General features: G+C 66.2%; 23 protein-coding genes. 10 read left to right on the forward strand and 13 right to left on the reverse strand.

The window, feature by feature from the left end; genetic code table 11:
- Window positions 1–10: 10 nt before the first annotated feature.
- Complete coding sequence (locus tag FQK05_RS19740; protein WP_158970097.1) at window positions 11–1,543, forward strand: class I adenylate-forming enzyme family protein; 1,533 nt, start codon at window positions 11–13, stop codon at window positions 1,541–1,543.
- 367 nt (window positions 1,544–1,910) lie between these two features.
- On the opposite strand, the gene FQK05_RS19745 is transcribed toward FQK05_RS19740, so the two are convergent.
- Entirely contained in the window at window positions 1,911–2,477 is a 567-nt protein-coding gene (locus FQK05_RS19745) for a helix-turn-helix domain-containing protein (protein ID WP_158970099.1), read from the reverse strand.
- A gap of 223 nt (window positions 2,478–2,700) precedes the next feature.
- On the opposite strand from FQK05_RS19745, the gene FQK05_RS19750 reads away from it, so the two are divergent.
- The 6 genes from FQK05_RS19750 to FQK05_RS19775 all read left to right on the forward strand — a co-directional run bounded on the left by FQK05_RS19750 (window position 2,701) and on the right by FQK05_RS19775 (window position 8,052).
- On the forward strand, window positions 2,701–3,771 hold the full coding sequence (locus tag FQK05_RS19750; RefSeq protein WP_158970101.1) for a TRAP transporter substrate-binding protein: 1,071 nt from the start codon (window positions 2,701–2,703) through the stop codon (window positions 3,769–3,771).
- A 7-nt stretch (window positions 3,772–3,778) separates the two neighbouring features.
- Window positions 3,779–4,303, forward strand: coding sequence for a TRAP transporter small permease subunit (locus tag FQK05_RS19755; RefSeq protein ID WP_158970102.1), 525 nt, complete (start codon window positions 3,779–3,781; stop codon window positions 4,301–4,303).
- Between the two features lie 62 nt (window positions 4,304–4,365).
- On the forward strand, window positions 4,366–6,009 hold the full coding sequence (locus tag FQK05_RS19760) for a TRAP transporter large permease (RefSeq protein ID WP_158970104.1): 1,644 nt from the start codon (window positions 4,366–4,368) through the stop codon (window positions 6,007–6,009).
- A 6-nt stretch (window positions 6,010–6,015) separates the two neighbouring features.
- A complete protein-coding gene (locus FQK05_RS19765) occupies window positions 6,016–6,630 on the forward strand; it encodes a glutathione S-transferase family protein (protein ID WP_158970106.1) in 615 nt (204 codons plus the stop codon).
- Window positions 6,630–7,100: an MOSC domain-containing protein gene (locus FQK05_RS19770; protein WP_158970108.1), complete on the forward strand. Its 471-nt coding sequence runs from the start codon at window positions 6,630–6,632 to the stop codon at window positions 7,098–7,100. The genes FQK05_RS19765 and FQK05_RS19770 overlap by 1 nt, the downstream gene beginning before the upstream one ends.
- 4 nt (window positions 7,101–7,104) lie before the next feature.
- A complete protein-coding gene (locus FQK05_RS19775) occupies window positions 7,105–8,052 on the forward strand; it encodes a PDR/VanB family oxidoreductase (RefSeq protein WP_158970110.1) in 948 nt (315 codons plus the stop codon).
- A 125-nt stretch (window positions 8,053–8,177) separates the two neighbouring features.
- On the opposite strand, the gene FQK05_RS19780 is transcribed toward FQK05_RS19775, so the two are convergent.
- Window positions 8,178–9,368: a porin gene (locus FQK05_RS19780; RefSeq protein WP_158970112.1), complete on the reverse strand. Its 1,191-nt coding sequence runs from the start codon at window positions 9,366–9,368 to the stop codon at window positions 8,178–8,180.
- Window positions 9,369–9,756: 388 nt separating this feature from the next.
- The gene (locus FQK05_RS19785) at window positions 9,757–11,298 is read right to left on the reverse strand and encodes a phospholipase D family protein (protein WP_158970114.1); all 1,542 of its coding nucleotides are present in this window, start codon (window positions 11,296–11,298) and stop codon (window positions 9,757–9,759) included.
- Between the two features lie 289 nt (window positions 11,299–11,587).
- Here FQK05_RS19785 and FQK05_RS19790 point away from each other — a divergent pair, with 289 nt between their 5' ends.
- Window positions 11,588–12,640 carry an aromatic ring-hydroxylating dioxygenase subunit alpha gene (locus FQK05_RS19790; protein WP_158970116.1) on the forward strand — a complete coding sequence of 351 codons (1,053 nt, stop codon included), beginning with the start codon at window positions 11,588–11,590 and terminating at the stop codon, window positions 12,638–12,640.
- Window positions 12,641–12,840: 200 nt separating this feature from the next.
- On the opposite strand, the gene FQK05_RS19795 is transcribed toward FQK05_RS19790, so the two are convergent.
- The 4 genes from FQK05_RS19795 to FQK05_RS19810 are packed head-to-tail and all read right to left on the reverse strand — an operon-like array spanning window position 12,841 to window position 16,287.
- Entirely contained in the window at window positions 12,841–13,593 is a 753-nt protein-coding gene (locus tag FQK05_RS19795) for an amino acid ABC transporter ATP-binding protein (RefSeq protein WP_158970118.1), read from the reverse strand.
- A gap of 8 nt (window positions 13,594–13,601) precedes the next feature.
- Window positions 13,602–14,507: an amino acid ABC transporter permease gene (locus FQK05_RS19800; protein WP_158970120.1), complete on the reverse strand. Its 906-nt coding sequence runs from the start codon at window positions 14,505–14,507 to the stop codon at window positions 13,602–13,604.
- A 58-nt stretch (window positions 14,508–14,565) separates the two neighbouring features.
- Complete coding sequence (locus FQK05_RS19805; RefSeq protein WP_158970122.1) at window positions 14,566–15,393, reverse strand: transporter substrate-binding domain-containing protein; 828 nt, start codon at window positions 15,391–15,393, stop codon at window positions 14,566–14,568.
- Window positions 15,394–15,435: 42 nt separating this feature from the next.
- On the reverse strand, window positions 15,436–16,287 hold the full coding sequence (locus FQK05_RS19810) for an amino acid ABC transporter permease (protein ID WP_158970124.1): 852 nt from the start codon (window positions 16,285–16,287) through the stop codon (window positions 15,436–15,438).
- A 152-nt stretch (window positions 16,288–16,439) separates the two neighbouring features.
- Here FQK05_RS19810 and FQK05_RS19815 point away from each other — a divergent pair, with 152 nt between their 5' ends.
- Complete coding sequence (locus FQK05_RS19815) at window positions 16,440–17,327, forward strand: LysR family transcriptional regulator (protein ID WP_158970126.1); 888 nt, start codon at window positions 16,440–16,442, stop codon at window positions 17,325–17,327.
- Window positions 17,328–17,335: 8 nt separating this feature from the next.
- On the opposite strand, the gene FQK05_RS19820 is transcribed toward FQK05_RS19815, so the two are convergent.
- Window positions 17,336–18,430, reverse strand: coding sequence for a pyridoxal phosphate-dependent aminotransferase (locus tag FQK05_RS19820; RefSeq protein ID WP_233270590.1), 1,095 nt, complete (start codon window positions 18,428–18,430; stop codon window positions 17,336–17,338).
- Between the two features lie 143 nt (window positions 18,431–18,573).
- Between FQK05_RS19820 and FQK05_RS19825 the strand changes: the two genes are divergently transcribed.
- Window positions 18,574–19,557, forward strand: a complete 984-nt coding sequence (locus tag FQK05_RS19825; RefSeq protein ID WP_233270591.1) for a succinylglutamate desuccinylase/aspartoacylase family protein — start codon at window positions 18,574–18,576, stop codon at window positions 19,555–19,557.
- A gap of 258 nt (window positions 19,558–19,815) precedes the next feature.
- On the opposite strand, the gene FQK05_RS19830 is transcribed toward FQK05_RS19825, so the two are convergent.
- The 5 genes from FQK05_RS19830 to FQK05_RS19850 form a co-directional block, all read right to left on the reverse strand.
- The gene (locus FQK05_RS19830; protein WP_158970130.1) at window positions 19,816–20,631 is read right to left on the reverse strand and encodes a COG3904 family protein; all 816 of its coding nucleotides are present in this window, start codon (window positions 20,629–20,631) and stop codon (window positions 19,816–19,818) included.
- A complete protein-coding gene (locus FQK05_RS19835) occupies window positions 20,628–22,001 on the reverse strand; it encodes a hypothetical protein (protein WP_233270592.1) in 1,374 nt (457 codons plus the stop codon). The genes FQK05_RS19830 and FQK05_RS19835 overlap by 4 nt, the downstream gene beginning before the upstream one ends.
- Window positions 22,002–22,199: 198 nt before the next feature.
- Window positions 22,200–24,446: a xanthine dehydrogenase family protein molybdopterin-binding subunit gene (locus FQK05_RS19840; RefSeq protein ID WP_158970132.1), complete on the reverse strand. Its 2,247-nt coding sequence runs from the start codon at window positions 24,444–24,446 to the stop codon at window positions 22,200–22,202.
- Window positions 24,439–25,461: an FAD binding domain-containing protein gene (locus tag FQK05_RS19845; protein WP_158970134.1), complete on the reverse strand. Its 1,023-nt coding sequence runs from the start codon at window positions 25,459–25,461 to the stop codon at window positions 24,439–24,441. Before FQK05_RS19845 ends, FQK05_RS19840 begins: the two co-directional genes overlap by 8 nt.
- Complete coding sequence (locus tag FQK05_RS19850; protein WP_158970136.1) at window positions 25,458–25,955, reverse strand: (2Fe-2S)-binding protein; 498 nt, start codon at window positions 25,953–25,955, stop codon at window positions 25,458–25,460. Before FQK05_RS19850 ends, FQK05_RS19845 begins: the two co-directional genes overlap by 4 nt.
- Between the last annotated feature and the right edge of the window lie 73 nt (window positions 25,956–26,028).

The raw sequence follows: 26,028 nt of genomic DNA on the forward strand, positions 1-26,028 counted from the left end.
CGGAGCGGTCATGCAGTACTTCACGCCCCCTGACGTCGCGCACGAGACATTCCTGGATTTCGGCGCCGCACTTCAGGCGAATGCGCGCCGGAACGGGCAGGTCCCGGCGGTCGTCCTCGACGACCGCACGGTGTCCTGGGCCGAATTCGGCGATATGGTTGCCCGGGTCAGCGGCCAGCTGAAGGCACTGGGCATCGGGCGGGGCGACTTCGTCGCCTCTCTGTCGGAAAACTCGGTCGAACATGTCTTGCTCTACTGTGCCGTCGTGTCGGCCGGGGCGTGCATCGTGCCGTTGCCCTTCTCGGCTACGCCCGAGGCGCTGGCGCGCATGGTCGCGGACAGCGCGCCGAAACTGCTGTTCGCGTCGCCGACGCAGGCCGGTGTGGCCGCGACGCTGCGAGCGCGCAAGGTGGAGGACCTGGCCGGGCTGATGGACTGGGCTGCGGCGGTCGAACCGGCCGCGCCCGCTGAAATCAAGCCCGACGATCTGTTCAACATCATCTATTCGTCGGGTACGACGGGCCAGCCCAAGGGCATCGTCCACGACCACCGCTTCCGGTCCCGGCAGTTAAGCCGCATCACGCGCTTCGGTCTGACCGGCGACGACCGGCTGGTGATTTCGACCCCGATCTATTCCAATACGACGCTCTTCGGGATGCTGCCGACGCTGGCCCTGGGCGGGACCCTGATCGTAATGGCCAAGTTCAGCACGGTGGGTTTCCTGGAGCTGAGCCGGAGGCTGAAACCCGACTTCGCAGTGCTGGTGCCGGTCCAGTTCATGCGTCTTATGGCGGAACCCACCTTCGACGATTACGACCTGTCCAGCTATCGCGGCAAGTTCTCGACCTCTGCCCCGCTGCCGGGGCCGCTGATCGCCCAGGTGATGAACCGCTGGCCCGGCAATCTGGTCGAGGTCTATGGCATGACCGAAGGCGGCATATCCACAGCCCTGAACTGCGAGGCCTTCCCGGACAAGTGGGATACGGTCGGCCGTCCGGGCGACGGGGTCGATATGCGGATCATCGACGAGCAGGACAAAGAACTGCCGGCAGGCAGCTATGGCGAGGTCGTCGGCCGCGCGCCGTCGATGATGCAGGCCTATCACAACCTTCCGCAGGTCACGGCCGACCTGCGGTGGATCAGTCCGGAAGGGCTGGATTTCATCCGCACCGGCGACATGGGCCGGTTCGACGAAGACGGGTTCCTTCACCTGCTCGACCGGCGCAAGGACATGATCATCTCGGGCGGGTTCAACATCTATGCTTCCGATCTGGAGGCGGTGCTGCGCGATCATCCCGATGTGACCGACGCCGCGGTGATCGCGATCCCCAGCGACGAATGGGGCGAAACCCCGCTGGGCCTCGTCGTGCTACGCGACGGGGCGGATGCGGACGCCCAGGCAATCCGCAGCTGGGCCAACGAGCGTCTTGGCAAGACGCAGCGCCTGTCGGCCATCGAGCTGAAGGACGACCTGCCGCGGAGCGAGATCGGCAAGATCCTGAAACGCGACCTGCGCGCGCCTTACTGGTCTGCCACCGGCTGACCGGGGCCGCCCGGTCCGCCGATGAAAGACTGGCGGGGCAGGGGGATCGTGCAGGGCCGCGTCCTTTCGGGGAAAGCTCTGCAGGTGTGCGTGGCGTTTCAGATCTTCGACCGGAACGGCCGGGATTGCCGCCGCCGGGGACCTGGATCGGACGCGGGGCTGCCGACGGAAATGCAGGCAACACTGGCCGGCCTGCCAAACACCGTTTGCGGCGACGCCTGGGCCATGGCGTGAATCCCGCGCGCGCCTGAGCGAGACGGCCGGTGGATCCGACAATGCGGGCCCCGTTTGGAACCGGTCACTTCACGAATTCGGGCCGTACCGTTCGCTCAGGGCGCCAGCGCCCGGCCGGGGGGGGCGCCCCGGGCTAGCTGTTCAGGACAAGCAACAGCAGCTCTGTTCCGCCGGGACCGCCGCTCAGCACGTGCCGCATATGGCCCGGGAATTCGATGAAATCGCCGGTTTCCAGCCGGACCTCGCGGTCTTCAAGCTGCACCGTCAACGTACCCTTCAGGACATAGAGCGCCTCGCAGCCCGAATGATAGGCTTCGGAGCTGTGGACCATGCCTTCCGGGCAGGTCACGATGAAGGCCGCGTATTCCGGCCGCCCGGGCATGGTGCCGTTCAGGGACTGCACGATCAGGCCGCCATCCTCAGCGTCCGACACAAGCTGCATCCGTTCCGACTGCCGTACGATATGGATATTGTCGGTGGACTGGACCTCTCCCAGCAGGGCCGCGACCGACATCTCCAGCGCCTCGGTTAGACGCAGCATGGCGGCCATGCTCAGCGACTTCTCTCCCCGTTCGAAGCGCGACAGGTGGCCCTTGCTCAGCCCCGCGGCGGATGACAGGTCGTCCAGCGTCATCTTGCGCCGCTTGCGCATCTCGCGGGCCCGCAATCCGATCTGGACCAGATGTTCGTTGGGTTCCATCGTCTTTCACCGTGTTTTCACTGGGCAGATCGGTTGCCCAGTTGTGCTTCCCGGCCGATCTGAACTTTGAGTTTATAAATTAGGCGCTTGTGTTCTGGCCAGAACAATCCCGCCCTCAGGTACAGAAAGTAATTGCCCTGAGGACAACATGTTGTCATGGTCACGCCACCGAAGACACAAGGCCCGGCGACACGACCGGGGCACCCCAGCACGGAGACACCAGATGAAACGCAGGACTTTCCTCGGCGCGGCCGCGACGATGCCGGCTGCCCTTGCGGCACCGGCCGTCGCCACGGCCCAGACCACCGTGCGGTGGCGCATGCCCACCAGTTTTCCCAGCAGCCTGGCCACCATCCAGGGCGGCGCGGTCCGACTGGCCGAAAAGGTGGCGGAACTGACCGATGGCGGGTTCGAGATCCGGCCCTATGCGGCAGGCGAACTGGTGCCGCCGCTGGGTGTTCTGGAGGCGGTCCAGACCGGCACGACCGAGGCAGGCTTTTCCCCGGGCTTCTTCTATGTCGGAAAGAAACCGGCGCTGGCCTTCGATGCCGGCGTGCCCTTCGGCATGACGGCGCGCCAGCACTATTCGTGGTTCTACCACGGCGGCGGACAAGAGCTTCTGGACGGGGTCTATGGCGCGTTCAACGTCGTGTCTTTCCCGGCCGGCAATACCGGCGCGCAGATGGGCGGCTGGTTCCGCAAGCCGATCGACAGCATGGCCGATCTGAAAGGCCTGCGCATTCGCGCGGCGGGATATGTGGGCTATGTCTTCGCCGACATGGGGGCCGTGCCGCAGCAGATCGCCATCGGCGACCTTTACCCGGCGATGGAACGCGGCACGCTGGATGCGGTCGAATTCACGTCGCCCGTCGACGACGAGACGCTGGGCCTGAACAAGGTTGCCAAGTACTACTATGCCCCCGGCGTGCTGGAACTGGGCGCCTCGCTGGGGATGATGGTGAACCGGGATGCGCTGTCCGCGCTGCCGCCGGCCTATGCCGCGGCGCTGAAGGCGGCCTGTTCCTGGAGCTATTTGGACATGCTGGCGCGCTATGACAGTCAGAATGTCGCCGCCCTGCGCAGGCTGATCGCCAGCGGCACGGAGCTGCGCGCTTGGTCGCCCGACATCCTGGCCGCGATGCGCGTCAGTACGGACAAGCTGCTTGCCGAACAATCGGCGGCCGATCCGGATTTCAAGACCATCTATGCCCATTGGAAGGCCTATCTGGACGATCAGCTGCGCTGGATGTCGGTCAATGACGTCGCGGCCGAAAACGTGCTGATCCGGGGCTGACCGGAAGGTGCGGTTTGCCGACATTGTCGACCGGGTCACCCGGGGGATCGGCCGGGTCTCGGCCTGGCTGGTCCTTGCCGCGGCCCTGCTGAGCGCGGGCAATGCCCTGATGCGGAAAGTTTTCGCCGTCAGCTCGAACGCGATGCTGGAGGCACAATGGTATCTGGTCGGCATCTCGGTGATGCTGGGCGCCGCCTGGGTGCTGCAGGACAACGCCCATATCCGGATCGAGCTGCTGTCGTCGCGCTTCTCTGCGCAGCTCAGGCGGCGGATCGAGATCCTGGGCCACCTGCTGATGCTGTTGCCCTTCGCGGGGCTGATGCTTTGGCTCTGTTGGCCGTATTTCGCGCGATCCTTCGCGCAGAACGAAACTTCGATCAACACCGGCGGCCTGCTTGTCTGGCCGATGCGGGGGGTGATCGCGGCGGGGTTCCTTCTGCTGTGTCTGCAGTCGCTCGCCACGCTGGTGCGCCTGCTGAACGGCGGCGCGGCCCCGGCCCCGACGGACCAGAACGACCTGCCCCCGGAATGAGCCGACCCGGAATGAACGGGAATGAACCGATGATGAAAACGGACGGATAGCGGATCCAAAACGTGCTGCATCTAATCGCCCAGAACCTTGCGCCGCTGATGTTCTTCTCCATCATGCTGCTGCTTCTGCTCGGCTTCCCGGTCGCCTTCACGCTGGCGGCGGGCGGGCTGGCCTTCTTTGCCCTGGGCACGGCGCTCTCGGGGTTGGCGCCGGGCGATATCTCGCTGGCCTGGCCGCTTCTGCAGGCCCAGCCCGACCGGATCTTCGGCATCGTCAGCAACGACGTGCTGCTGGCCGTGCCCTTCTTCACCCTCATGGGGGCGATCTTCGAAAAGACCGGCATCGCCGAGGAACTGCTGGCCACCGTCGCCCGCCTGTTCGGCAGCCTGCGCGGCGGGCTGTGTTACGCCGTGATCCTGGTCGGCGCGCTCCTGGCGGCCACGACCGGGGTCGTTTCGGCCTCGGTCATGACGATGGGGCTGATCGCGCTGCCGATCATGCTGCGCAGCGGGTATCACCCGCACCTGGCGGCAGGGGTGATCACCGCATCCGGGACCCTGTCCCAGATCGTGCCGCCGTCGCTGGTGCTGATCGTCATGGCGGATCAGGTCATGGTCCCGGTGGGCGAGATCTATCGCGGCGCGCTGGTGCCTTCGGCCCTGCTGATCGGGGCCTACCTGCTGGCGATCCTGGTCCTGTCGGTTCTGTTCCCCAAGATGGTGCCCGCCTCGGCCGAGGCGGCGCCGGCGCGGCATGACTACCTGTCTTTCGTCCTGCTGGCCCTGCCGGGCATAGCGGTCGGGCTGGCCGGCCACCTGGTCTTCACCAACATGGACTCCGGCCCGCGCACCATTGCCGCCATTGCTGCCGGTGGCGTGACGTCCCTCCTTCTGGCCTGGCTCGACGGTATCAGGCCGCGCCCTGCCACCAGCAACTTCGCCCGGCAGGCGGTCCTGGCCATCGTGCCGACGCTGGGCCTGATCTTCCTGGTGCTGGGCACGATCTTTCTGGGCGTGGCGACGCCCACCGAAAGCGGCGCATTGGGAGCCACCGGCGCGCTGCTTCTGGCGCTGGTCCGGGGGCGGATGTCGAAGGCGGACCTGACCCAGACCGTGGAACGCACGGCAAGGCTGACGGTCTTCGTCTTCTTCATCCTGATTGGCGCCAAGATGTTCAGCCTGACTTTCTACGGGCTGGGCGGCGACGAATGGCTGCACAGGGAGCTGACCTCGCTGCCCGGGGGGCGGACGGGGTTCATCGTCATCACGATGATCCTGATCTTCGTCCTGGGCTGTTTCCTCGACTTCTTCGAGATCGCCTTCATCGTCATCCCGCTGTTGCTGCCCACGGCCTATGCGCTGGACATCGATCCCCTGTGGTTCGCGCTGATCATCTCGATCAACCTGCAGACCTCGTTCCTGACGCCACCCTTCGGCTTCGCGCTGTTCTACCTGCGGTCCGTCACCACGACCAATGGCCCGAACCGGCTGTCGAACGAGGCGATCTATTACGGCGCGCTGGGGTTCATCGCGATCAACGTGGTGGTGATGGGTCTCTTGATCGCATTCCCGGAACTGATCTCTCCGCCCACGCCCGATTTTGTCCCCGGTGCCGAAAACGCCGTCGACTTCGGCACCCGGTCTTCCGATTTCGGGGCCCCGGCTTCGGGCGACACATCCCAGAACCTGAACGATATCTTCAAGTAGGACCCCATGCCCGATCTACTTCTTTACGATTTCCCGCTGTCCGGCAATTGCTACAAGGTGCGCCTGCTGTGCGCGATGACGGGCATCAAGCTGACCCTGAAGAACACGCGGGTTCTGGAGGGCGAAACCCGCACCGAAGAGTTTTTCCGGTTGAACCCGATGCAGCAGATCCCGGTCCTGAAGGACGGCGATTACGTCGTGCAGGACAGCCAGGCGATCCTGGTCTACATCGCCCTGAAATATGCGCCCGACTGGATCGATGGCACGCCCGAAGGGATGGGCACGATCATGGAATGGCTGTCCTTTGCTGCCAAGGAAGTGTCCAACGGCCCGCAGATGTCGCGGCTGCATTTCCTTGACCCGCACGAGAATATCGACATCGAGCGTGCACAGGCCGTGGGCCGCAAGGTGCTGGCGCTTCTGGACCGGCTGCTGACGTATCGCGACTGGCTGTGCCTGGGCCGGCCGACCATCGCGGATCTGGCGGTCTTTCCTTATGTCGGCCTTTCGGAACAGGGCCAACTGCCGCTGGCCGATTGCCCCAACGTGCTGGCCTGGCTGGACCGGATCCGGTCCCTGCCCGGCTATATTTCCATGCCCGGCCTGAAGGAGGCGCTGTGATGGCAACCTGGACAGGAACAGTCGAACATCTGCACATTGTGCCCCGGTCCTTCCTGCCGATGCGCAGCATGGACAGGATCGAGCTGGTCGCGGGCCGCGGCATCACCGGCGACCGCTATTCCACCGGCGACGGGTTCTATTCCGACCGGCCCGAGGAAGGCCGCCAGGTGACCCTGTTCGAGATCGAGACGCTGGAAGCGCTTCAGCGCGATCACAAGGTGACGCTGCTGCCGGCCGAGCACCGGCGCAATGTCACCGTGCGGGACGTGCCGCTGAACCACCTGGTGGGACAGCGGTTCCGGATTGGGCCGGTGCTGCTGGAAGGCACGCGCCTGTCGACCCCCTGCCGCCATATCGAGCAGATCACCGGACAGGAGATCTTCACCATCCTGCTGCACCGTTCGGGCCTGCATGCCCGCATCCTGGAAGGCGGCGAGGTGGCCCTTGGCGACACGATCAGACCGGAGTGAGACCATGCCCAAACCGATACACCGCGTCAGCGCGGTCATCCGCACCCTTACCGACCTGCCGGGCGACATCCGCCTGATCGAGCTTGCCGACCGGGACGACTGGGACCTGCCGCCCTTTACCGCCGGTGCCCATATCGACCTGCACCTGCCCAGCGGCCGGATCCGGCAATATTCACTGGTGGGCGATCCGGCCGTATCTAACCGCTATGTCATAGCCGTTGCACGGGACGAGGCCGGGCGCGGCGGCTCGCGCGAGGTGCACGACGGCCTGGCGGTCGGGGACGAGGTGATGTTGTCCCTGCCGCGCAACCACTTTCCCATGGCGGACGAAGGTCGCGTTGTCATGGTGGCCGGCGGCATCGGTCTGACGCCCTTCCTGTCGATGCTGCCCGCGCTGCTGGCGGAAGGCCGGGACTTCGCGCTGCATGTCTGCAACGGCAGCGTGGCGCGGCACGGGCTGGCCGACCTGCTGGATGGCGTTCCGCCGGACCGGCTTCACCTTCATTTCAGCGATGCCGGCACCCGGCTGGACCTGGCCGAACTGGTTGCCACGCTGGGGCCCGACGACCACCTTTATGTCTGCGGCCCGGAACGGATGCTGGACGCGGCGCAGGCGGCGGGGGAAGGCCTTGGCGACAGGCTGCACATGGAACGCTTCGGTGCGGCGATCCTGGCCGGGCAGACCGCCTACGAGGTCGAACTGGCGCGCAGCGGCGAGGTCATCCGCGTCGGCGCGGCGCAGACGATGTTGGAAGCCCTGCGCGAGGCTGGGGTCGAAGTTCCGTCCTCGTGCGAGGCGGGGGTCTGCCTGGATTGCAAGACCCGCTATCTGTCTGGGACGCCGGTCCATCGCGATCTGATCATGCCGCAAGGGGAACGTGGCGAGTTCCTGACGCCCTGCGTGTCCGGCTGCGCCAGCGAACGGATCGTCCTGGACCTGCCTTTGCCATAGCGGCCCGTCTCCCGTCGCGGCCCGTTACGAAGGGCAACAATGCCACGCTGTCCGGCCTCTCTGCGGCCGGACGACATGCGGGGTCCTTCATCCCGGCTGGTGCATGTGGGCGCCTGCCCGGCGGGTCACTCGTCGGCTCCGCTCCAGTCCGTGTCCTGCCAGTCGTCGGGCAGCTTGATCGCTTCGAGTTTGCGGAAGACCCATTTGGTGCCGAACAGCACCGACGATGCCGTCTGGTAGGACTGTCCCCCGCCGGTGTAATCGTAGTTGCGCAGGCCCAGGTAGAACTGCAGGTTCAGTTGGTCGATGTCCTGCACGATCCCCAGCCCATAGGACATCGCCTCGGACCCGTCCTCGACCGTATCCACGCCGCGGTAAAGGTCGACCGACAATGCGGTATCGCCCCAGTCGGACCACCGTCGCGTCAGGCCGATCTTGGAATAAAGGTAATGTCCCTCGTTCGCACGGGCACCGTATGCGGCGGTCAGGTTTAGCCCCGACGGGTTGTGCAGCAGGCTGAAAGACCCGGCCAGCTGTCCCGCCGTGGCGGAGGTGATGTCGGCCAGCGACGTCCCCAGCGAGGTCTTCACCTCGAAGTCGCCCAGCGTATTGCGATAGAACAGCGCCGCGTCGGCCAGTGAATCGTTCAGGACCACGTTGTCGTAGGTTATGTCGAGACCAGCGGCCACGGCCACGCGGAAATAGCCAAGCTGGTTCAGCGCCAGTTCCGGGCTGTCCCAGCGGACCCGCGGCGCGCGGCCGCCGTCGAAGGTCGGATAGGCATTCGCAATGGTGACATTGGACAGCGCGCCGCTTGCGTCGCGGAACGCAAATCCGCCGGCAGTGTCGGTGATGCCGACATAGGCGGCCAGTTGCGTGCCCGACAGATCGGATTGTGTCACGCCGTCGGTCGCCATGCTGCCCTGTCCGAAGGCGAAGGTGCCCATCCGGTCGGTGTCGAGGAAAAGTTCCACCTTGCGCAGCGCCGCGGCGTTCAGGTCGATCAGCGGCGGCGTGTTGACCTGCGACATGGCCGCGGATTGGCGCAGGCCCAGCGACGTCTCGATGTTGAACCGCAGTTTCCCGTTTCCGGCCGGCAGGTCCAGCCATAGCCCAAGGCGCCCCCCGGAATAGGAGTTGTCGGCGACGTTGGAATACTGTTTCTCGCCGTCCCCGAAGGACACGATCGCCGGGGTGAAATGCCCATAGAAGCGAATGTCGTTGATCGGAAGGGACTGCGCGGACAGCGCCGCGGGAAGAAGCGTTGCGGTCAGAGCCGCCCCGGTCAGACCGGAAAAGCCGTTGAAACTGGTCATGGGATCAAGGGGCCGAACGGTTCGCGTTTCGGTTTGGCGTTGGGATCGATGCCCGCGCCCCGCGCTTTGTTTGTTTCGAAAGAATGCACTGGCCCGCCCGTTCCAATTTCACGTCCTGCACCGCGTCCCGGAGCTGATCTGCCGAAGGGTTCCGGCCTTCGGTGCTGCCCCGAAAGCCGGATCATCGCAGAACGCGCATGCCCGCGGCGTTGCGGCCCGGGTCGCCGTGCCGGAGCAGGCTAGCATGGCCGGGGGCTGTCTGCCACCGGTTGAACTGCCTCTTCGGCCTTCATTGCGCGATGGCCCGGCCGCGGCCGGGCCGTCCCACGGCACCCGCCGCCATTCCGGCGGCAGAAGGCGCGCCCCAGCGGCGCTTGCGATCCTGCACCTACAGCATCCATTCGACAGGTAGCCAGCCGACGACATGGACCATGAGCCGCTGAAACAGGCTGGTGCGGGGATCGGCGTCATAGGTCCGGGTGGTGCCGTCGGGCAAGGTCTCGGTCCAGTCGAGGTGGCCCTTGTCGTCCAGTCCGACCCTGTAGGCAAAACCGGGCGCATCGAGCTGGGCCGCGAGCGAGGCTGCCATGGTCGGACTGTCGATCAGGACCCCCATCTCGGTGTTCAGTCGTGCCGACCTGGGGTCCAGGTTGTACGATCCGACGAAAACGCGTTTTCCATCGAAGCCGAAGACCTTGGCGTGAAGCCCCGATGCCGATCCCGCCAGGATTTCCGGCAGGCTGCGGGCGACATGTTCCTCGCGCATGGACCTAAGTTCCAGAAGCTCGACCCCGCTGTCGACGAGGTCCTGTCGATAGGCCACATAGCCCGCATGCACCGGCATCACGTCCGTCGACTCCAGCGCGTTGGTCAGGACCCGGACGCGGACGCCCTGTCGCGCCAGCGAGGTCAGGACCTCGGTCCCGCGGTCACCCGGGATGAAATAGGCGGAGACCAGATCGAGGGAAGTGTCCACATCTGCCGTCAGCGCCAGCAGCCCTTCGTTGACAAGCCGGTCGTCCGCGACCTGGCCGAACCCTTTCAGCGGATCGTCGACGTAAAGAACCGCGGTGCCCCATTCGAACTGCAGGTCACGGGATTCCATCGCCTTGATCAAAAGGCTGTCCCGGATCGCATCCCGGTAACCTGCGCCGATGGCGGTGTCGCGCGCCTCGGCCGCGAGGGCGGCAATCGACGGTGTTCCGGCCGGGGTGAGCAACTTGTCGGCTGCCCAGACCGCATCGCTGTTCCAGTAGGCGTCGAAACTGGCGGCGACGTCACCCACGATCGGGCCGACGCCGATGACGTCGACATCGAAGTAATGCGTGCCTTCGCCATAGCCGAAATAGATGTCGCCGATGTTCCGGCCGCCAAGGATCGTGGCAACGCCATCCACCGTCATCGACTTGTTATGCATCCGGCGATTCAGACGGCTGAAGGCAAAGGCATAGGACAGAAGCTTGGGATTTCGCAGGGCGAAGGGATTGAAGATGCGCACTTCGGCCGAAGGCATCGCATCCAGTTCGGCCAGCAGCGGGTCGAGGCCGGGAATGCCGTTGTCATCGACCAGAAGCCGGACGCGCACACCGCGCGCGGCCGCCGCCCGCAATTCGTCCAGCAGCAGCAGCCCCGTCGTGTCGTCCTGCCAAATGTAGTACTGGGCATCGATGGACGATACCGCCTCGCGGGCCAGTATCGCCCGGGCGGCGAAGGCGCCGCGTCCGTCCGCCAGCGGCCGGATCCCGGTTTCGCCGGGATGACGTTCCGTGGTTGGAAGGATCGCCTGTGCCAGCGGGCCGTCCCGGTCCGGCGGCAGCCGGTGGCTGCGCGCGGCGAAATGTTCGGAGGGCAACGGGAAAAGGATCATCAGGCCGACAAGGGCGACGGCAAGGGCAATCACGATCACGGCCAGGAATTTCAGGATTCGCATCGGTCGACGTCACCAGGTTTGTTGTCGGTCGGGGGGGAGGCGCAGCCGGCCTTGCCGGGGCAAATTGAACACACAAGGCGCCCGGCTCCAAGTTCGGATCGCGCTGCGACGGGGCGCGTAGGGCCCGGACTGCCGCAGCCGGAACCAGGTGCCGAGAGGGCGGCAGGTCCGTCTGGTCACGGCATCTGCCCCGTGGCGGCGATTTCTCTTGGAGAAATTTTTCAACTGGAAGTAAAATGATCCGGGGCGCGGCCGGGGGCCGCTTTCCGTTCGTTTTCAGAGGTATGCCATGCAGAATGATCTTCTCGGCGGGGACGTCTTTGTCCGCAATTGCTGGTACGTCGCCGGGCGCAGCGCGGATTTCGGGCCGTCGCTGTCGGCGATGACGCTGCTGGGCGAGAAGGTCGTGATCTTCCGCGGGGCAGGGGGCGAACCCATCGCACTGGAAGACGCCTGCCCGCACCGCAAACTGCCGCTGTCAAAGGGGCAGGTGAAGGGCAGCACCGTGGTCTGTGGCTATCACGGGCTGACCTTCGATTGCACCGGCGCCTGTGTGGCGGCGCCGACGCAGGAAGACGCGATCCCCGGGCGCGCGGTGGTGCGGCCCTACCCGGTCGAGGATCGCTGGGGCTTTCTGTGGATCTGGATGGGCGATGCGGCAAAGGCGGACCGGGACGCGATCATCGACATTCCGCATTTCGACGATCCGACCTGGGGCCGGACGGCGCTGGGTGCGCTGAGCATCGCGTGCAACTACCTGTACGTCACCGACAACCTGCTGGACCCCAGCCACGTGGCCTGGGTGCATGTCACGTCATTCGCCGGGGCCGGGACGGACAATCGCCCGCTGGAAATGGAGGAAAGCGACGATCACGTCACGATCTATCGCTGGATCCCGTCGCAACCCGCGCCGCCCTACTACAAGGCACTGATGGATTTCGGGGACAATTGCGACCGCAAGCAGCACTACGAATGCCGGGTGCCGTCCACTGCGATCAACAAGTCGATCTATACGCCGGCCGGGCAGGGCGGCGACGACGCAGCCCTGCCGGCAGAGTCCTTCATCAACATCTCGTACAACTTCATCACGCCGGTGGACGGCGAAAGCTCTCTCTATTTCTGGTTCCAGCACCGGAACGGCCATGCGGGGGATGCAGAGATCGACCGGAAGATGTTCGAAGGTGCGACCATGGCCTTCAACGAGGACAAGGAAGTCCTGGAAGAGGTGCAGAAGGGCATGGCGGGGCGGGTGACACCCTATCTGAACCTCGGGCTGGACAAGGGCGCGATGCGGTTCCGCCAGAAGGTCGCCAGGCGGGCGGAGGCGGAGCGGGCAGAGTAAGGCCGGCCACGCTTCGGAGCTGAAGTCCCACCCGGCGGCACGCCGGGCACCGATCGACCCGCCACCCCGGGAGCGGCCGTTTCGCGACCATCCCTGGGGACTGTCGCCATCCGTCATGTCGAGACACCGGACGTCCCGCTTCTTCCACCCGCTGCCCGGCCTGCGGCCCGGCGGGACATTCGATGTACCTGCGTACCCCTTCAGTGCCCCAGCAACTGGCTCAGGAACAGTTGCGCGCGGTCGGTCCTGGGGGCGTTGAAGAATGTCTCGGGCTCGGCGATCTCGACGATTTCGCCCTCGTCCATGAAGACCACGCGGTCGGCCACCTTGCGGGCAAATCCCATCTCGTGCGTGACGCAGATCATCGTCATGCCGTCCTCGGCCAGCTCGATCATCACGTCTAGGACGCCCGCGATCATCTCGGGGTCCAGGGCCGAGGTCGGTTCGTCGAAGAGCATCACCTTGGGCTTCATGCACAAGGCCCGCGCGATGGCGACGCGCTGTTGCTGGCCGCCCGACAGCTGTGTCGGGAACTTCGCGGCCTGTTCGGCGATATGCACCCGTTCCAGATAGTGCATCCCCAGTTCGCGCGCCTGGGCCTTCGACATCCCCCGGTTCCGCATCGGACCCAGCGTCAGGTTGTCCAGGATGGTCATGTGCGGGAACAGGTTGAAGCTTTGAAAGACCATGCCGACCTCGCGGCGGATCTTCTCGATATCCTTCATGCCGGGAGTGACATCTGTCCCGTCGACGCGGATCGTGCCCTTCTGGTGTGCCTCCAGCTGGTTGATGCAGCGGATCATTGTCGATTTGCCGGACCCCGACGGCCCGCAAACGACCACCTTTTCGCGTTCGTGGACCGTCAGGTTGATGTCGAACAGCGCGCTGAAATCGCCGTACCACTTGCATAGGCCCGCGATCTCGACCAGCGGCCTGTTGGTTGCGTCGGACATGAAGGCTCCTATCGGCGGGTGCGGGCGGCGCGGCGTTCCAGCCAGCCGAACAGCAGCGCAAAACTGTAGCAAAGGGCGAAGTACATGGCGCCGACAAGGATCCATGTCTCGAACACGCGGGTGGTGGTCGATGCGACCTCGGTCGCCAGGAACGTCAGCTCCTGGATGGAAATCAGCGAGACGATGGCCGAATCCTTGATCAGCGAGATGAACTGACCCGCCATCGGCGGCAACACCTTGCGCAGCGCCTGCGGCAGGATCACGTCGCGCAGGACGTTCAGCGGCGACAGGCCGATGGCCTGCCCGGCCTCCCATTGGCCCTTGGGGATCGACTGGATGCCGGCGCGGACGATTTCAGTCACATAGGCGCCTTCGAACATCGCAAGGCACAGAAGGCCGGCCAGGAAGTTCCCGAACAGCTCTGGGCGGCCGAAGAGCACGCGGAAGACGGAGTTGTCGACGGCGGGGCTGTGGGTGTCGATGTTGTCGACACCCAGCAGCGGAAAGATCTGGCTGGTGACGAAGAAGAAGAAGATGAAGATGAAGACGACCGGCGGGATGTTCCGGATCAGCTCGACATAGCCGCGGGACAGGATCTTCAGGGTCAGGTTGTCGCTGGTTCGGCAAAAGCCCATCACGACGCCGATCACCGTGGCCAGGATCGTGCCCCAGACGGCCAGGCGCAGCGTGGTGAACAGGCCCAGCAGCAGCAGGTTCGCGACCCAGTGGCCGGTCTCCGGATCCCAGCGGATCACGAAGCCCAGGACGCGGGACCAGTTCCAGTCATAGACTAGGACGTCGTTCACCTTGTAGACCGCATAAAGGACCAGGGCCGCCACGGCGCCGAACAGGATCAGGTCGACGAAGGTCAGGCGCTTCCTTGGCGGCGCGGGCGGCGGGTCGGTGCGGTTCATGCGGGGTCTTTCGTGGAAAGGGCCAGAGCGCGCGTGCCGCGCTCTGGTCTGTGTCGGGTCACTGGTTCGGGGCGACCATGTCCTTCCACGCGGACTGGTCCTTGAACCAGTAGTCGTGGGTTTCCTGCAGCCAGCCGTTCGAGATGTTCACCAGGATCCAGTTGGAAAAGAAGTTCAGCGCGTCCGGGTCGCCCTTGCGCAGGGCAAAGGCCTCGTCCCCCTTGGACAGGTTCTCGCCATTGTTGGCGACGAAGACCTTGTCGGGATAGGCGTCGGCCCAGAACCGCGGCTTGGGCGCGGACGAGATCGTGGCATAGGCGTTGCCGTTCACGACCTCCTGAAAGGCCTGGGCATCGTCGTCGAACTGGCGCAGCGTGGCTTTGGGGAACCGCTTCTGGGCGAAGTTGCAGGGCGTGGCGCCGCGACGGCAGGAAATCGTCACTTTCGGATCGTTGTATTCGTCCATCGAGGTGAAGCCGCCCGCCAGTTCGGTATTCGCGGCCATCTGCTGACCGGAATGGGCGTAGGGGATGGTGAAGTTGACCGTCAGGTTCCGCTGCGGCGTGATCGACATGCCGCCGATGATGATGTCGAACTTCTTGGCCAGCAGGGCGGGGATGATGCCGCTCCACGCCGTGGGGACGAATTCGACCTCGACCCCCATGTCCGCGGCCACCTTCTTGGCGACCTCGACTTCAAAGCCCATCAGGTTGCCATCCTTGTCGCGCATGGCCCAGGGCACGAAGGTCGACATGCCGACGATCAGCTTGCCGCGCTTCTGGATGTCGTCGACCACGCTGTCGGCGGCGGCCGGCACGGCAACTGCGGCCACGGCGGTGGCCACGACGGCGAACAGCATGGCCTTGACGGATTTCACGAACGTCATTGTTTCCCTCCTGTTGGAACGATCTTCGGTTTTTATGAACACTTATCGCCGGCCCCTGTTCAGGCGGCGTTCGAACAGGCTGACGCAGACCGACAGGGTGACGGTGATGACAAGGTAGATGCCGGCGACGATGAACCAGATCTCGAACGCCATGAACGTGTCGGCGATCAGGTTCAGCCCGGCAGTGGTCAGTTCGGCCACGGCGATGACGCTGACGATGGCCGAATGCTTGACCAGGGAAATCAGCACCCCGGTCAGCGGCGGCAGGATCAGCGGCAGCGATTGCGGCACCACGACAAAGCGGAACTTGTCGAAGGCGTTCAGGCCGATGGCGTCCGCCGCCTCGTACTGGCCCTTGTCGACGCCCTGGATCCCGCCGCGGATGATCTCGCAGGCGAAGGATCCTTCGAACAGGGCCAGGCACAGGACCCCGGTCCAGAACCGGTCGATGCCAAAGATCGGCGACAGCACGAAGTAGAACAGGAACAGTTGCACCAGCAACGGCGTGTTGCGGATGGCTTCGAGGTAGACCGACGAGATGACCCGCGCCGAAATCAGCGTGGACATGCGCGCGAAGGCGGTGACAAAGCCGATCAGAACCGCAAAGACGGCGGCAAGACCGGCCAGCTTCAGCGTCATGATCAGGCCCCGGACCAGCGGGCCCCAGATGATTTCCCCGTCGATGACGCGATAGAAGAAGGGCGTGATCCGATACCACTGCCAGCGATATTCCATCGCCGCGGCTCCGCGCCAGATCAGGTAGCCAAGGGCGGCGAAGACGATCGCCGCCTGCGCGACCTGCCAGGTCCGGCGGGACGTGCCCGACAGATCGAACCGGGCCCGGTCCGGCAGGCGTTCGTCACGGGGCGTGGATGCCCAGACCTGCCGCTCCATAAGTGTCCCCCTGGTTCCCGGTCGCTGAACTTGGTGCTGAAACTATCGGCATTGATGTATAGTGCTGTCAATCAAATGGGGCATACGGATTTCAGAAATACTATGGATGGCTTAAACATTGCGCAGATGCAGCATTTGCAGATGAGGGGGCGATGAAGATCACGTTCAGGCAGGTTGATGCCTTCAGAACCGTCGTGTCGACCGGGACCGTCACCGAAGCGGCGACGATGCTCGGGATATCGCAACCTGCCGTCAGCCGGCTGATTTCCGACCTGGAGGCCGAGGTGGGGTTTCAGCTCTTCCAGCGGTCCGGCCGGGTTCTGGTGCCCACGGAAGAGGCACGGCTGCTGGCGGTCGAGGTGCGGCAGGCCATCAGCGGGATGGAGCATATCAAGGAAACCGCCCGGGCCATCGGCGAATACGGTCACGCACGGCTGAACCTTGTCACCACGCCCACATGTTCGCTGCAACTGGCGCCCGACCTGATCGCGGCCTTTGCGGCGAAACGGCCGAACACCCTGGTCCAGCTGGAGATCGAGGCCATCGACGACACGGTCGAATGGCGCGTGTCGCAGAATTTCGACTTTGGCCTGACCACCAGCGAACCGCCCAACCCGTCTTTCGAACGTCTGATCGTGCGCCGCGACGATGTCTGCTGCGTGCTGCCGCTGGGTCACCGGCTGGCGGACCGGGACATCATCCGGGCAAGGGACCTGGCGGGGGAAAGTTTCATCTCCTATGTTTCGTCTTCGCGCTTCCGGTTCGAGGTGGACGAGTTCTTCGAAGCCGAAGGGGTCGAACGGATCACCCGGCACGAGACGCGGACAACGGACGCGATCTGCCGTCTGGTGGCCCGCGGTCTGGGCGTGTCCGTCGTGGGCTGCAGCAAGAGTTACCTGGAAACCATGCCCGGCTGTGTGGCCCTGCCCTTCGAGGCGCCGTTGTCCTTCCGGGCTGTCATGTTCTGGTCGAAGAACAAGCCCCTGTCGGCCGTCGCCCGGGACTTCCTCGACATCGCCCGGGCCTCGGTCAGCGGATAGGGCGGCGATCAGGCCTGCCCGGCCAGAAAGGCCGCGATGGCGTCGCGGGTGGCCTGCAGTTCGACCGGCAGGCCCAGCGTGATGCGCAGGCAGTCGGCATAGGCCGGCGCCGCCAGCCGCCGGACCACGATGCCTTGCGCGCGCAGCGCCGCATCCGCCGCTTCGGCGGAACGGCCCGGATCGGGAAAGCGGACCAGCACGAAATTCGCCTGACTGGGGACGACCTGCAGGCCAAGGGCCTGAAGCTCCCCGGTCAACCAGCGGCGGGACCTGGCGGTTTCGGCGCGGACAAGGTCGGTGTGTTCGCGATGTTTCAGCGCGGCGATGGCCGCCGCGACAGACGGGGTCGCAACCGGGAAGGTGGTGCCGATCCGGCGCACGGTATCGACCACCGCATCGGGACCGTACATCCAGCCGACCCGTGCCCCGGCCAGCCCGAAGATCTTGGAAAACGTCCGGACCATGACGACATTCGGCGCCTCCTGGACCAGCCGATGCGCGGGTTCGTGATCGGGGGCGTCGACATATTCCTCGTAGGCGCAATCCAGCACCAGCAGCACGTGGTCGGGCAGCGCGGCGTGCAGCCGCCGGATCTCGGCGCCCGACAGATGGATGCCGGCAGGGTTTTCGGGATTGGCGACATAGACGATCCGGGTGCGGTCGCTGACCGCGGCGATCATGTTGTCGACGGACGGCCTGAAATCCTCGTCCGGGGCCGAAACGACCTCGGCATCGTTGGCATGGGCATAGTTCGGCACCTTCAGATAGCCATTGGCGGTGCGCAGCAGTTCCGTCCCCGGCCCCAGATAGGCGCGGGCCAGCCGCGCCAGCAGGTCGTCGGACCCGTGTCCCACGGCGATATGGTCGCCGTTCAGATCAAATCGGTCAGCCAGGGCCGGCGCCAGAAGCCGGTCCGGATCTTCCAGATACCGCTCGATCCGGTCCACCGCCGCGCGGGCGGCAATCCGGGCCAGGGGGCTGGGGCCATAGGCGCTTTCGTTGGAATTCAGCAGGATCGTCGCGGGCGTCTGGGCTTCTTCGCCGCGGCCGATCATGTGTGGCCGGATCCTGTCGATCCCGGGCTTCGCAAGGGCTATGGTCACGGTGTTCTCTCCCGACCTGGGCATGCTGGATCTATCACATCCGTGAATATTCGCTGCCGTTTACTTCAGAAAAAACTATGTTAACAATCCGCTTGCGGGTCAACGTGCGCAGGCGGGGCGGGATGGTGCAAAGCAGGCTGAAGATGACGATCGACCTTGCGGCTGCAGGCCGGCAGGTCGGCGATATCATGTTGCGCTGGTCGGACAACGCGACGCCGCTTGGGTATTACCCGGTGCCCGTGATCAGCATCCGCGGGGGGACGGGCCCCACGGTCCTGATCATCGGCGGCACCCATGGTGACGAATTCGAAGGCCCTGCCGCGATGATGCGCGTGGCCGAGTCGCTGGATCCGGCCCGGCTGGCCGGGCAGGTGGTGATCCTGCCTGCGCTGAATGCCCCTGCCTTCTTCGGGTCTTCCCGCGTGTCGCCGCTGGACGGGGCCAACCTGAACCGGGCCTTCCCGGGCGACCCGGACGGTGGCCCCACGGCGATGATCGCGGATTTCCTGGAGACGGAGCTTCTGCCCATGGCCGATGCCGTCTTCGACCTGCATTCGGGGGGCAAGGCGTCGTTCTTCGCGCCCTGTTCGCTGTCGACGCGGACGGACGATCCGGCCCTGACGGCGGCCAACGACGCCCTGGCCCGCGCCTTCGGGTTGCCGCTGATGTGGCGGCTGGGCCAACACAATGACAACCGGTCGGTCAACAGCGCCGCCGCCCGGGTGGGCGTGCCGATGATCGCCGCCGAACTGGGCGGCTGCGGCGGGGTCGATCCCGCGATCGCCGACGCGACCGAGGCGGGCCTTTGGAACGGACTGCGCCATCTTGGCTGTCTCGACGACGCCCCCCTGATGCACGACACGCCCCGGTCCATCGAGATCGCGTCGCCGTTCCATTCCCTCTATGCCCCGTCGGACGGGATGTTCGACCGCCATGTCTCGGCGGGGCAGGACGTGACGGTCGGCCAGATGGCGGGACGGTTCTTCTTCCCGCAGGAGCCGGCGCGCGCGTCGGTCCCGGTCACCTTCCCTGCGGACGGTTTCGTTCTGGCCCATTGCAACCGCGGTATGGTGAAACGCGGCGACCTTCTGGCACTTGTCGCGCAGGACGAGGTGTCGGCGGACTAGGCTCAGGACCCATGCGTCCTGCGCCATCGGTGCCAAATCCACGAAAGATCAGGTGCCGGGTCAGGGGTGGCTGATGGCCATCACTTCGCGCCTGGGCGCGCTGGCGAAACTGCTGGCCGGAACGCTGCGCTTCGCGCCGCTGACCGACCGCAGTGTCCTGCCCGGCTGTTGGGCGGGGCACTGGCGACGATGATTGCCGCCCGGCTGGCCGGGCCGGAGGGCTGAAGGCTCCGTTGCGCCGGGTTCAAGGCGCGCGGCTCAGCTTTCGTCCACCGCAGCCTGGTTTTCGGCTGGGGTGACAAGGCGATAGTCGCGCAGTTCCTTGGGTATCAGCACATAGATTTCGTCCGGTGGGGTCGCCAGCGCGTGTTCGGTCAGGCGCAGGTCGATGCCCATCTCGTCCAGATAGGCCACGACCCGGGCCTGGCCCTGCTGGATCTTTTCCACCGCGACAAAGGCCGGCAGCACCGTGCTTTCGCCGAAATAGTGCTGATGCACGCCGACCGAGGCGCCGTCGTCGACCTGCCGCCGCACGCCGCCCGCCAGAACATAGGGACAGGCGGAATAGCAGATGTCGCCGGCCAGCATCGCCGTTTCCAGCCCGGCGCTGCGGATCGCGCGGCCGATCTGCAGCGCATCCTGTACCGATCCGCCGGGGGACATCAGGCGTACCGCGGTCAGGTCGGGCCGGTCCGCCAGCCATTCACCGAACCGGGCGGCATCGCCGGGCGCGATAGTGCCCTTCAGGAAGGCGGTGCCGTCCGCTTCCTCGAAGGCCAGCCGCGGGGGCAGGCTGTCGCCGCCCGGGAAGGCCACGCGCCGGGACGGGTCGGACGGCTGCGGCCCCATGTCCGCGGGGCGATAACGCCGGGTCTGGTCGCCGGGGGCCACGGGTTCCCGGATCGACGGCGCGGCCGAGGGGCGCCATCCGCTCGCCAGCCCGTCCAGCCGCGCGCCGATATCCGAGCCTGCAAGGTACAGCGCGATCGCCACCTGCAGCCAAAGGACGCCCAGGATGACCCGCCGGATCGACCGCGCCGAACGGGCGGCGGGCACTTCGGTCGCGTCGCTCATGGCGCGGCGGTGCCGCCGTTCTTGTGGTCCGGCCCGTTGCCCTGGCCAGTCCCTTGGTCTGTACCTTGTACAGTGCCTTTGGCGTCATCCCGGCTGGGCAAAGGTCCAGCTTCGGGCGCATCGGTTCGGGGGGTGCCGGTGCGTGCGCCCAGTTCCTGTTCGATATCGTGCATGGCCCGCAGGGCGGCGCGCAGCTCGCCCAGGCTCAGCGCGTCGACGGGGGCGGCTTGGCCCCGGCCGGCGCGGATGGCGGAATGGGTGACCATCAGGATCAGGACCAGCACCGCCGGCAGCAGGTCGATGGCGATGGCCCCGGCCCAGGAGGGCACGAAGTTCCGGGCGTAGATGATGACCGCGTCGGCGGCCGAAACGGGGGTATAGACGACGTCGTCCGGGGCGGGGCGCGACAGAACCTCGTCCGCCGCCTGCGCCAGTGAATCCGCGCGCAGTTGCAGCACCTCCATGACCGAGGTGATGGTCTGCTGCTGGGTCAGCTGGCTGCCGGGCGTGCGCCCGTCGAGTTCCGGCAGCACGACCGAGGCCGACAGATCCGCCGCGGCTCGTTCCACCAGCGGTGCCACGGACAGTTGGCGCAGTTGCGCCACCAGCCCGGCCAGGCGCACGGCATCCTCGCTGAAGGCCACGCTGCGCGCCTCGACCGGACCGGGCTCCACCGTCAGGGACCGCATCCGGGACAGAAGCGCGTTGCCTTCATCGAAGGCGGCATCGATCAGGGGGCCTTGCGCCGCGATCTGGGTTTCCAGCGCCGACAGTTCGGACGCCTTCTGGGTCAGCACCCGGAACACCGCGCCGCGGCCCGACAGGCCCGACAAGTTACCGTCCGCCTCCTGGCTGGACAGGTCCTCGAACGATTGCCGGACGCGCGCCACGTCGCGTTCCAGCGCCTGCGCGGTGATCGCCGTGTCATGGGCCTGTTCCAGCGACTTCTGGTAATCCTGTACGGTCGATGCCAGGTGCTGTTCCACGGCGGCGGCCCCCGCCAGCGCCGCGGCATTCAGCCAGGACGACATGGCGACGATGGCACAACAACCCAGGATCATCGCGCCGGCCAGCTTCAGCTTAGACGCCGCCGTCTGCATCGCCGGCAGAAGGCGCATCATGTAGGACCAGAAGACGAAGATCCCGACAGACACGGCGATAGAATAGGCCGCGGCGGCAAAGAAGGCGAAGGCGCCGGTATCGTCCAGGAGCCCCGAGACGCCCAGATAGGTATAGATGCCCGACGCCGCCGCCAGCACGCCAAGGGCGGCACCGGAAAAGCTGTCGAGCCAGGCCAGATGGCCTTCCAGTTCACGGACGTGGCGAAGGCCGCGCTGGCCGTCAACCGAACGTGCCGGATCGTCTTGCATGCAGTCGTTCCCGAGATCTCGACCGGAAGCCCGGACAATGCTTTCGCAAGTGTGAACGCGCGAAGTCGCGATCAAGGTCCATAGGGCCGTGGAGGCCGGATGCACGGGGAAGTGAGGGGCTTTTGTTCGCAGATTGGCCTTTCAAGGACGCAAACGGCCCGGGCGCGGGGTCCGGGCCGTCGATTTCGGTGCGGGCGCTCAGGCCTTCAGCAGGTCCTCGATCCGGATCGGGAAGCGGCGGATGCGGTGGCCGGTGGCATGCCAGATGGCGTTGCCGATGGCGCCCACTGTGCCGACGATGCCGATTTCGCCCACGCCCTTGATGCCCAGGAGGTTCACATGGGGGTCGTCCTCGTGGACGGTCAGCACCTCCAGCCCGCGGACATCGGCATTCACCGGCACGTGATAGCCGGCGAAGTCGGCATTCACGATGCGGCCCGTTACCGGATCGTGGTGGGCCTCTTCATGCAGCGCGAAGGAGATGCCCCAGATCAGCCCGCCCAAAAGCTGGCTGTCGGCCAGTTTCGGGTTGATGATCCGCCCCGCCGCGAAGGCGCCCACCAGCCGCGTCACCTGTACCTGGCACAGGTCGGGATCGACCTTCACCTCGGCAAAGACCGCGCCATGGGAATACATCGCATATTGGGCCGCCGTCTCCGGCGGGCGCGAGGCGCTGCCGCTGCCGACCAGATCCGCCCCGCCGGCCCGCGACAGAATGTCGGCAAAGGGTTCGGACCGGCTGTCGTCGCCGTCGACGTAAAGACGTCCGTGCCGGGCCACGAAGCTGGCATTGCCCGCCCCATGCAGCGGCGAGGCCGGATCGGCGGCCGCCATCTCTCCCAGTTGCCGGATCACGTCCGAACCGGCGGCATGAAGCGCGCCCCCGGCCGTGGCGGTGTGGCCCGACCCGCCGGCAACGCCGCCATCCGGCAGGCTGGAATGGCCGGCGCGGAACTCCACGTTGTCCACCGGCAGGCCCAGGCTGTCGGCGGCGATCTGCGCCAGCGCGGTCAGGGCGCCCTGGCCCATGTCCACGGCCGAGGTTTCGAACAGCGCGCTGCCGTCCGCCCGCAGGGTGGCGCGGGCCTCGGCCATGAACATCGGGCAGGGAAACAGCGCCGTCCCCATGCCCCAGCCGGTCAGCAGGCCGTTTTCGTCCCGCATCTGCCGCGGCGCCAGCGGCCGCCCGGCCCAGCCAAAGCGTTCGGCCCCCTGAAGGTAACAGTCGCGCAGCGCCTTCGACGAATAGGGGCGGCCGGTCCCCGGCTCCGTCTCGGCATAGTTCTTCAGGCGGAATTCCAGCGGGTCCATGCCCGCGGCCTCGGCCATCTCGTCCATCGCGCATTCCAGCGCGGCCGAGCCCGATGCCTCGCCCGGCGCCCGCATCGCGCCGGGCGTGCCGATATCCAGCCGCGCGCCGCGGTGGACCGACCTGAGCGCCCCGGCGGCATAAAGCCCCTGCGAGGCCCCGGCGGCCGGTTCGTGGAAGTCGTCGAAGCTGGAGGTTTCGGACAGCGAGTCGTGGTCGATCACCGTCAGGCTGGCGTCTTCGTCGATCCCCAGCCGCAGCCGCTGGCGCGTGGCGCCGCGGTGCCCGGTGGGACCGAACATCTGCTGTCGCGTCAGCATCAGCTTGACGGGGCGGCCGGTCATCCGCGCGGCCAGGATCGCCAGGATGTTGGGGCCGATGGGGACCGCCTTGGATCCGAAGCCGCCGCCAAGATAGGGGCTGTTGATGGTCACATTCTCGACCGGGATGTCGAAGAAGGACGCATAGGCCGCGCAGGACATCGACAGCGCCTGTGTCGGCACGTCCAGGTGAAGCTTGTCGCCGTCCCAGGCCGCGACGATGGCATGGGTTTCCATCGCGTTGTGGTATTGCGGCGCGGTGGAATAGGTCACGTCGACGGATTTTACCGCTGCCCTGTGGCCTGCGTCGATGTCGCCATGGCTGGCGCCGGTGGGCCGGCCGAAGCCGCCGGGCTCGACGTCATAGGGTTCGGCCCTGTCCAGGTCCACGCGGGGGGGCGCCATCTCGTAGGTCGGAGCCAGGAGCCGCGCGCCTTCGGTCGCGGCTTCCAGCGTCTCGCCCAGCACCATGGCCACGGGCTGGCCCGCATAGCGGACGGTGTCGTCCTGCAGCACCTCGATCCGGAACGAGAACATGGTGGGTTTCGCTTCCGGGTCGCCGTGCAGGTGTGGGCGGTTGGCGGGCGTCAGGACATGGGTCACGCCCGGATGAGCTTCGGCCGCCGCGACGTCCAGGCTGGTCACCCGTCCGCGGGCGATGGTGGCGGGGACATAGACGGCATGAAGCACGTTGTCGGGCGTGTTGTCGGCGGTGAAGGTGGCGGCACCGGTCACCTTGGCGATGCCGTCGCGGCGGGTCATCGGCTGTCCGGAATTCGATCCGAAGCGGATGGTTCGGTCCAGAGTGTCAGGCATGTGCGGGCTCCTTCCTTTGGGTCCCGAAGACAGAGGCGGGCAGGGCGGGCATCTCGGCCGGGGTTCCGGCCGCGGCCATGTCCAGCGCGCGCAGGGCGGTGCGGCGGGCCAGATCGATCTTCCAGTCGTTGCCGCCGACGGCACGGGCACCGTCCAGCGCAAGTTCGGCGGCCGTGGCAAAGACCTCCGGTCCCGGGGTCTGGCCTTTCAGCAGATCCTCGGCTTCGGCCACGCGCCAAGGGCGGGGGGCCACCGCGCCAAGGGTCAGTCGCGCCTCGGCGATCTTGCCGTCCTCGATCCGCATGCAAGCGGCGGCAGAGGTCAGCGCAAAGGCAAAGGACGTCCGGTCGCGGACCTTGAGATACCGAGAATGGGCGGCGAAACCGGCGGCTTCCGGCGGCAGGCGCAGGGCCAGGATCAACTCGCCCGGGGTCAGGGTGGTGTGGCGAGGGTCGTCTGCAGTGGGCATCCGGTGAAGGTCCGCCACCGGGATGTCCCGGGTGCCATCGGGGCCAACGATCTCCACCACCGCTCCAAGGGCGACCAGCGGAACGCAGAAATCCGACGGGTTCACCGCGGCCGGTGCGCCATCCGTGCCCAGAACGGCCAGCTTGCCGGTGTCGCCGGCCAACGGGTCGGAGGCGGGCCCGTGAAACCAGGCTTCGCGCGGGTGCTGCATGACGTTGCCCGCCACCGTCGCGGCGTTCCGGATCTGACCGGAAGCGCCGGACAGGATCGCCTCTGCCACCATGGGGAAGTTTCCGGCGAAGTCCGGGTCGTTCGCCAGTTCCGAATTACCGACCAGCGCGCCGATGCGGGTGCTGCCATCGGCCAGCACCTCGATCCCGCGCATACCCGGCAGGCGGGACAGGTCGATCAGACGCGTCGGCGCCACGGCGCCGGTCTTCATCAGGTCGACAAGGTTGGTGCCGCCGCCCAGCCAGGCCGCGCCGTCTTCCCAGGCCGCCAGCGCCTCGTCCACAGAAGTGGGTCGCACGAAGTCGAAAGGTCTCATGCCGCGTCCTCCGCCGCTTGAGCGGTCATGCGGCGGGTGGCGTCCTGCACCGCTTCGGTGATGCCGCGATAGGCGGAACAGCGGCAGAGGTTGCCGCTCATCCCCTCGCGGATCCGGTCGGCATCGTCGCCGGCGTGGCCTTCGGCAATCAGGCCTACCGCGCTCATGATCTGGCCCGGGGTGCAATAGCCGCACTGGAACCCGTCATGCTCCAGGAACGCCTGCTGGACGGGATGCAGCCGGTCGCCCTGTGCCAGGCCTTCGATGGTGGTGACGGTTGCGCCGTCCAGCGTTGCGGCCAGGGTCAGGCAGGAATTCACCCGCTGGCCGTTCACCAGTACGGTACAGGCCCCGCACTGGCCACGGTCGCAGCCCTTCTTGGTGCCGGGCAGCGCCAGACGTTCGCGCAAAAGGTCGAGAAGGGTCACGCGGACATCGTCGAGCACGATGTCGCGCGCTGCCCCGTTGATGGACAGGCTGATGGAGAGTGACATATGCCCCCCTTGGCTTTGCAATGTTCTGATGGCCCGGGCTCTCGCGCCCCGGCGGATAAGTCCGTATGGTCGG

Origin of the sequence: Chachezhania sediminis (genome assembly GCF_009765275.1) — a bacterium.
GTDB classification, from domain to species: domain Bacteria; phylum Pseudomonadota; class Alphaproteobacteria; order Rhodobacterales; family Rhodobacteraceae; genus Chachezhania; species Chachezhania sediminis.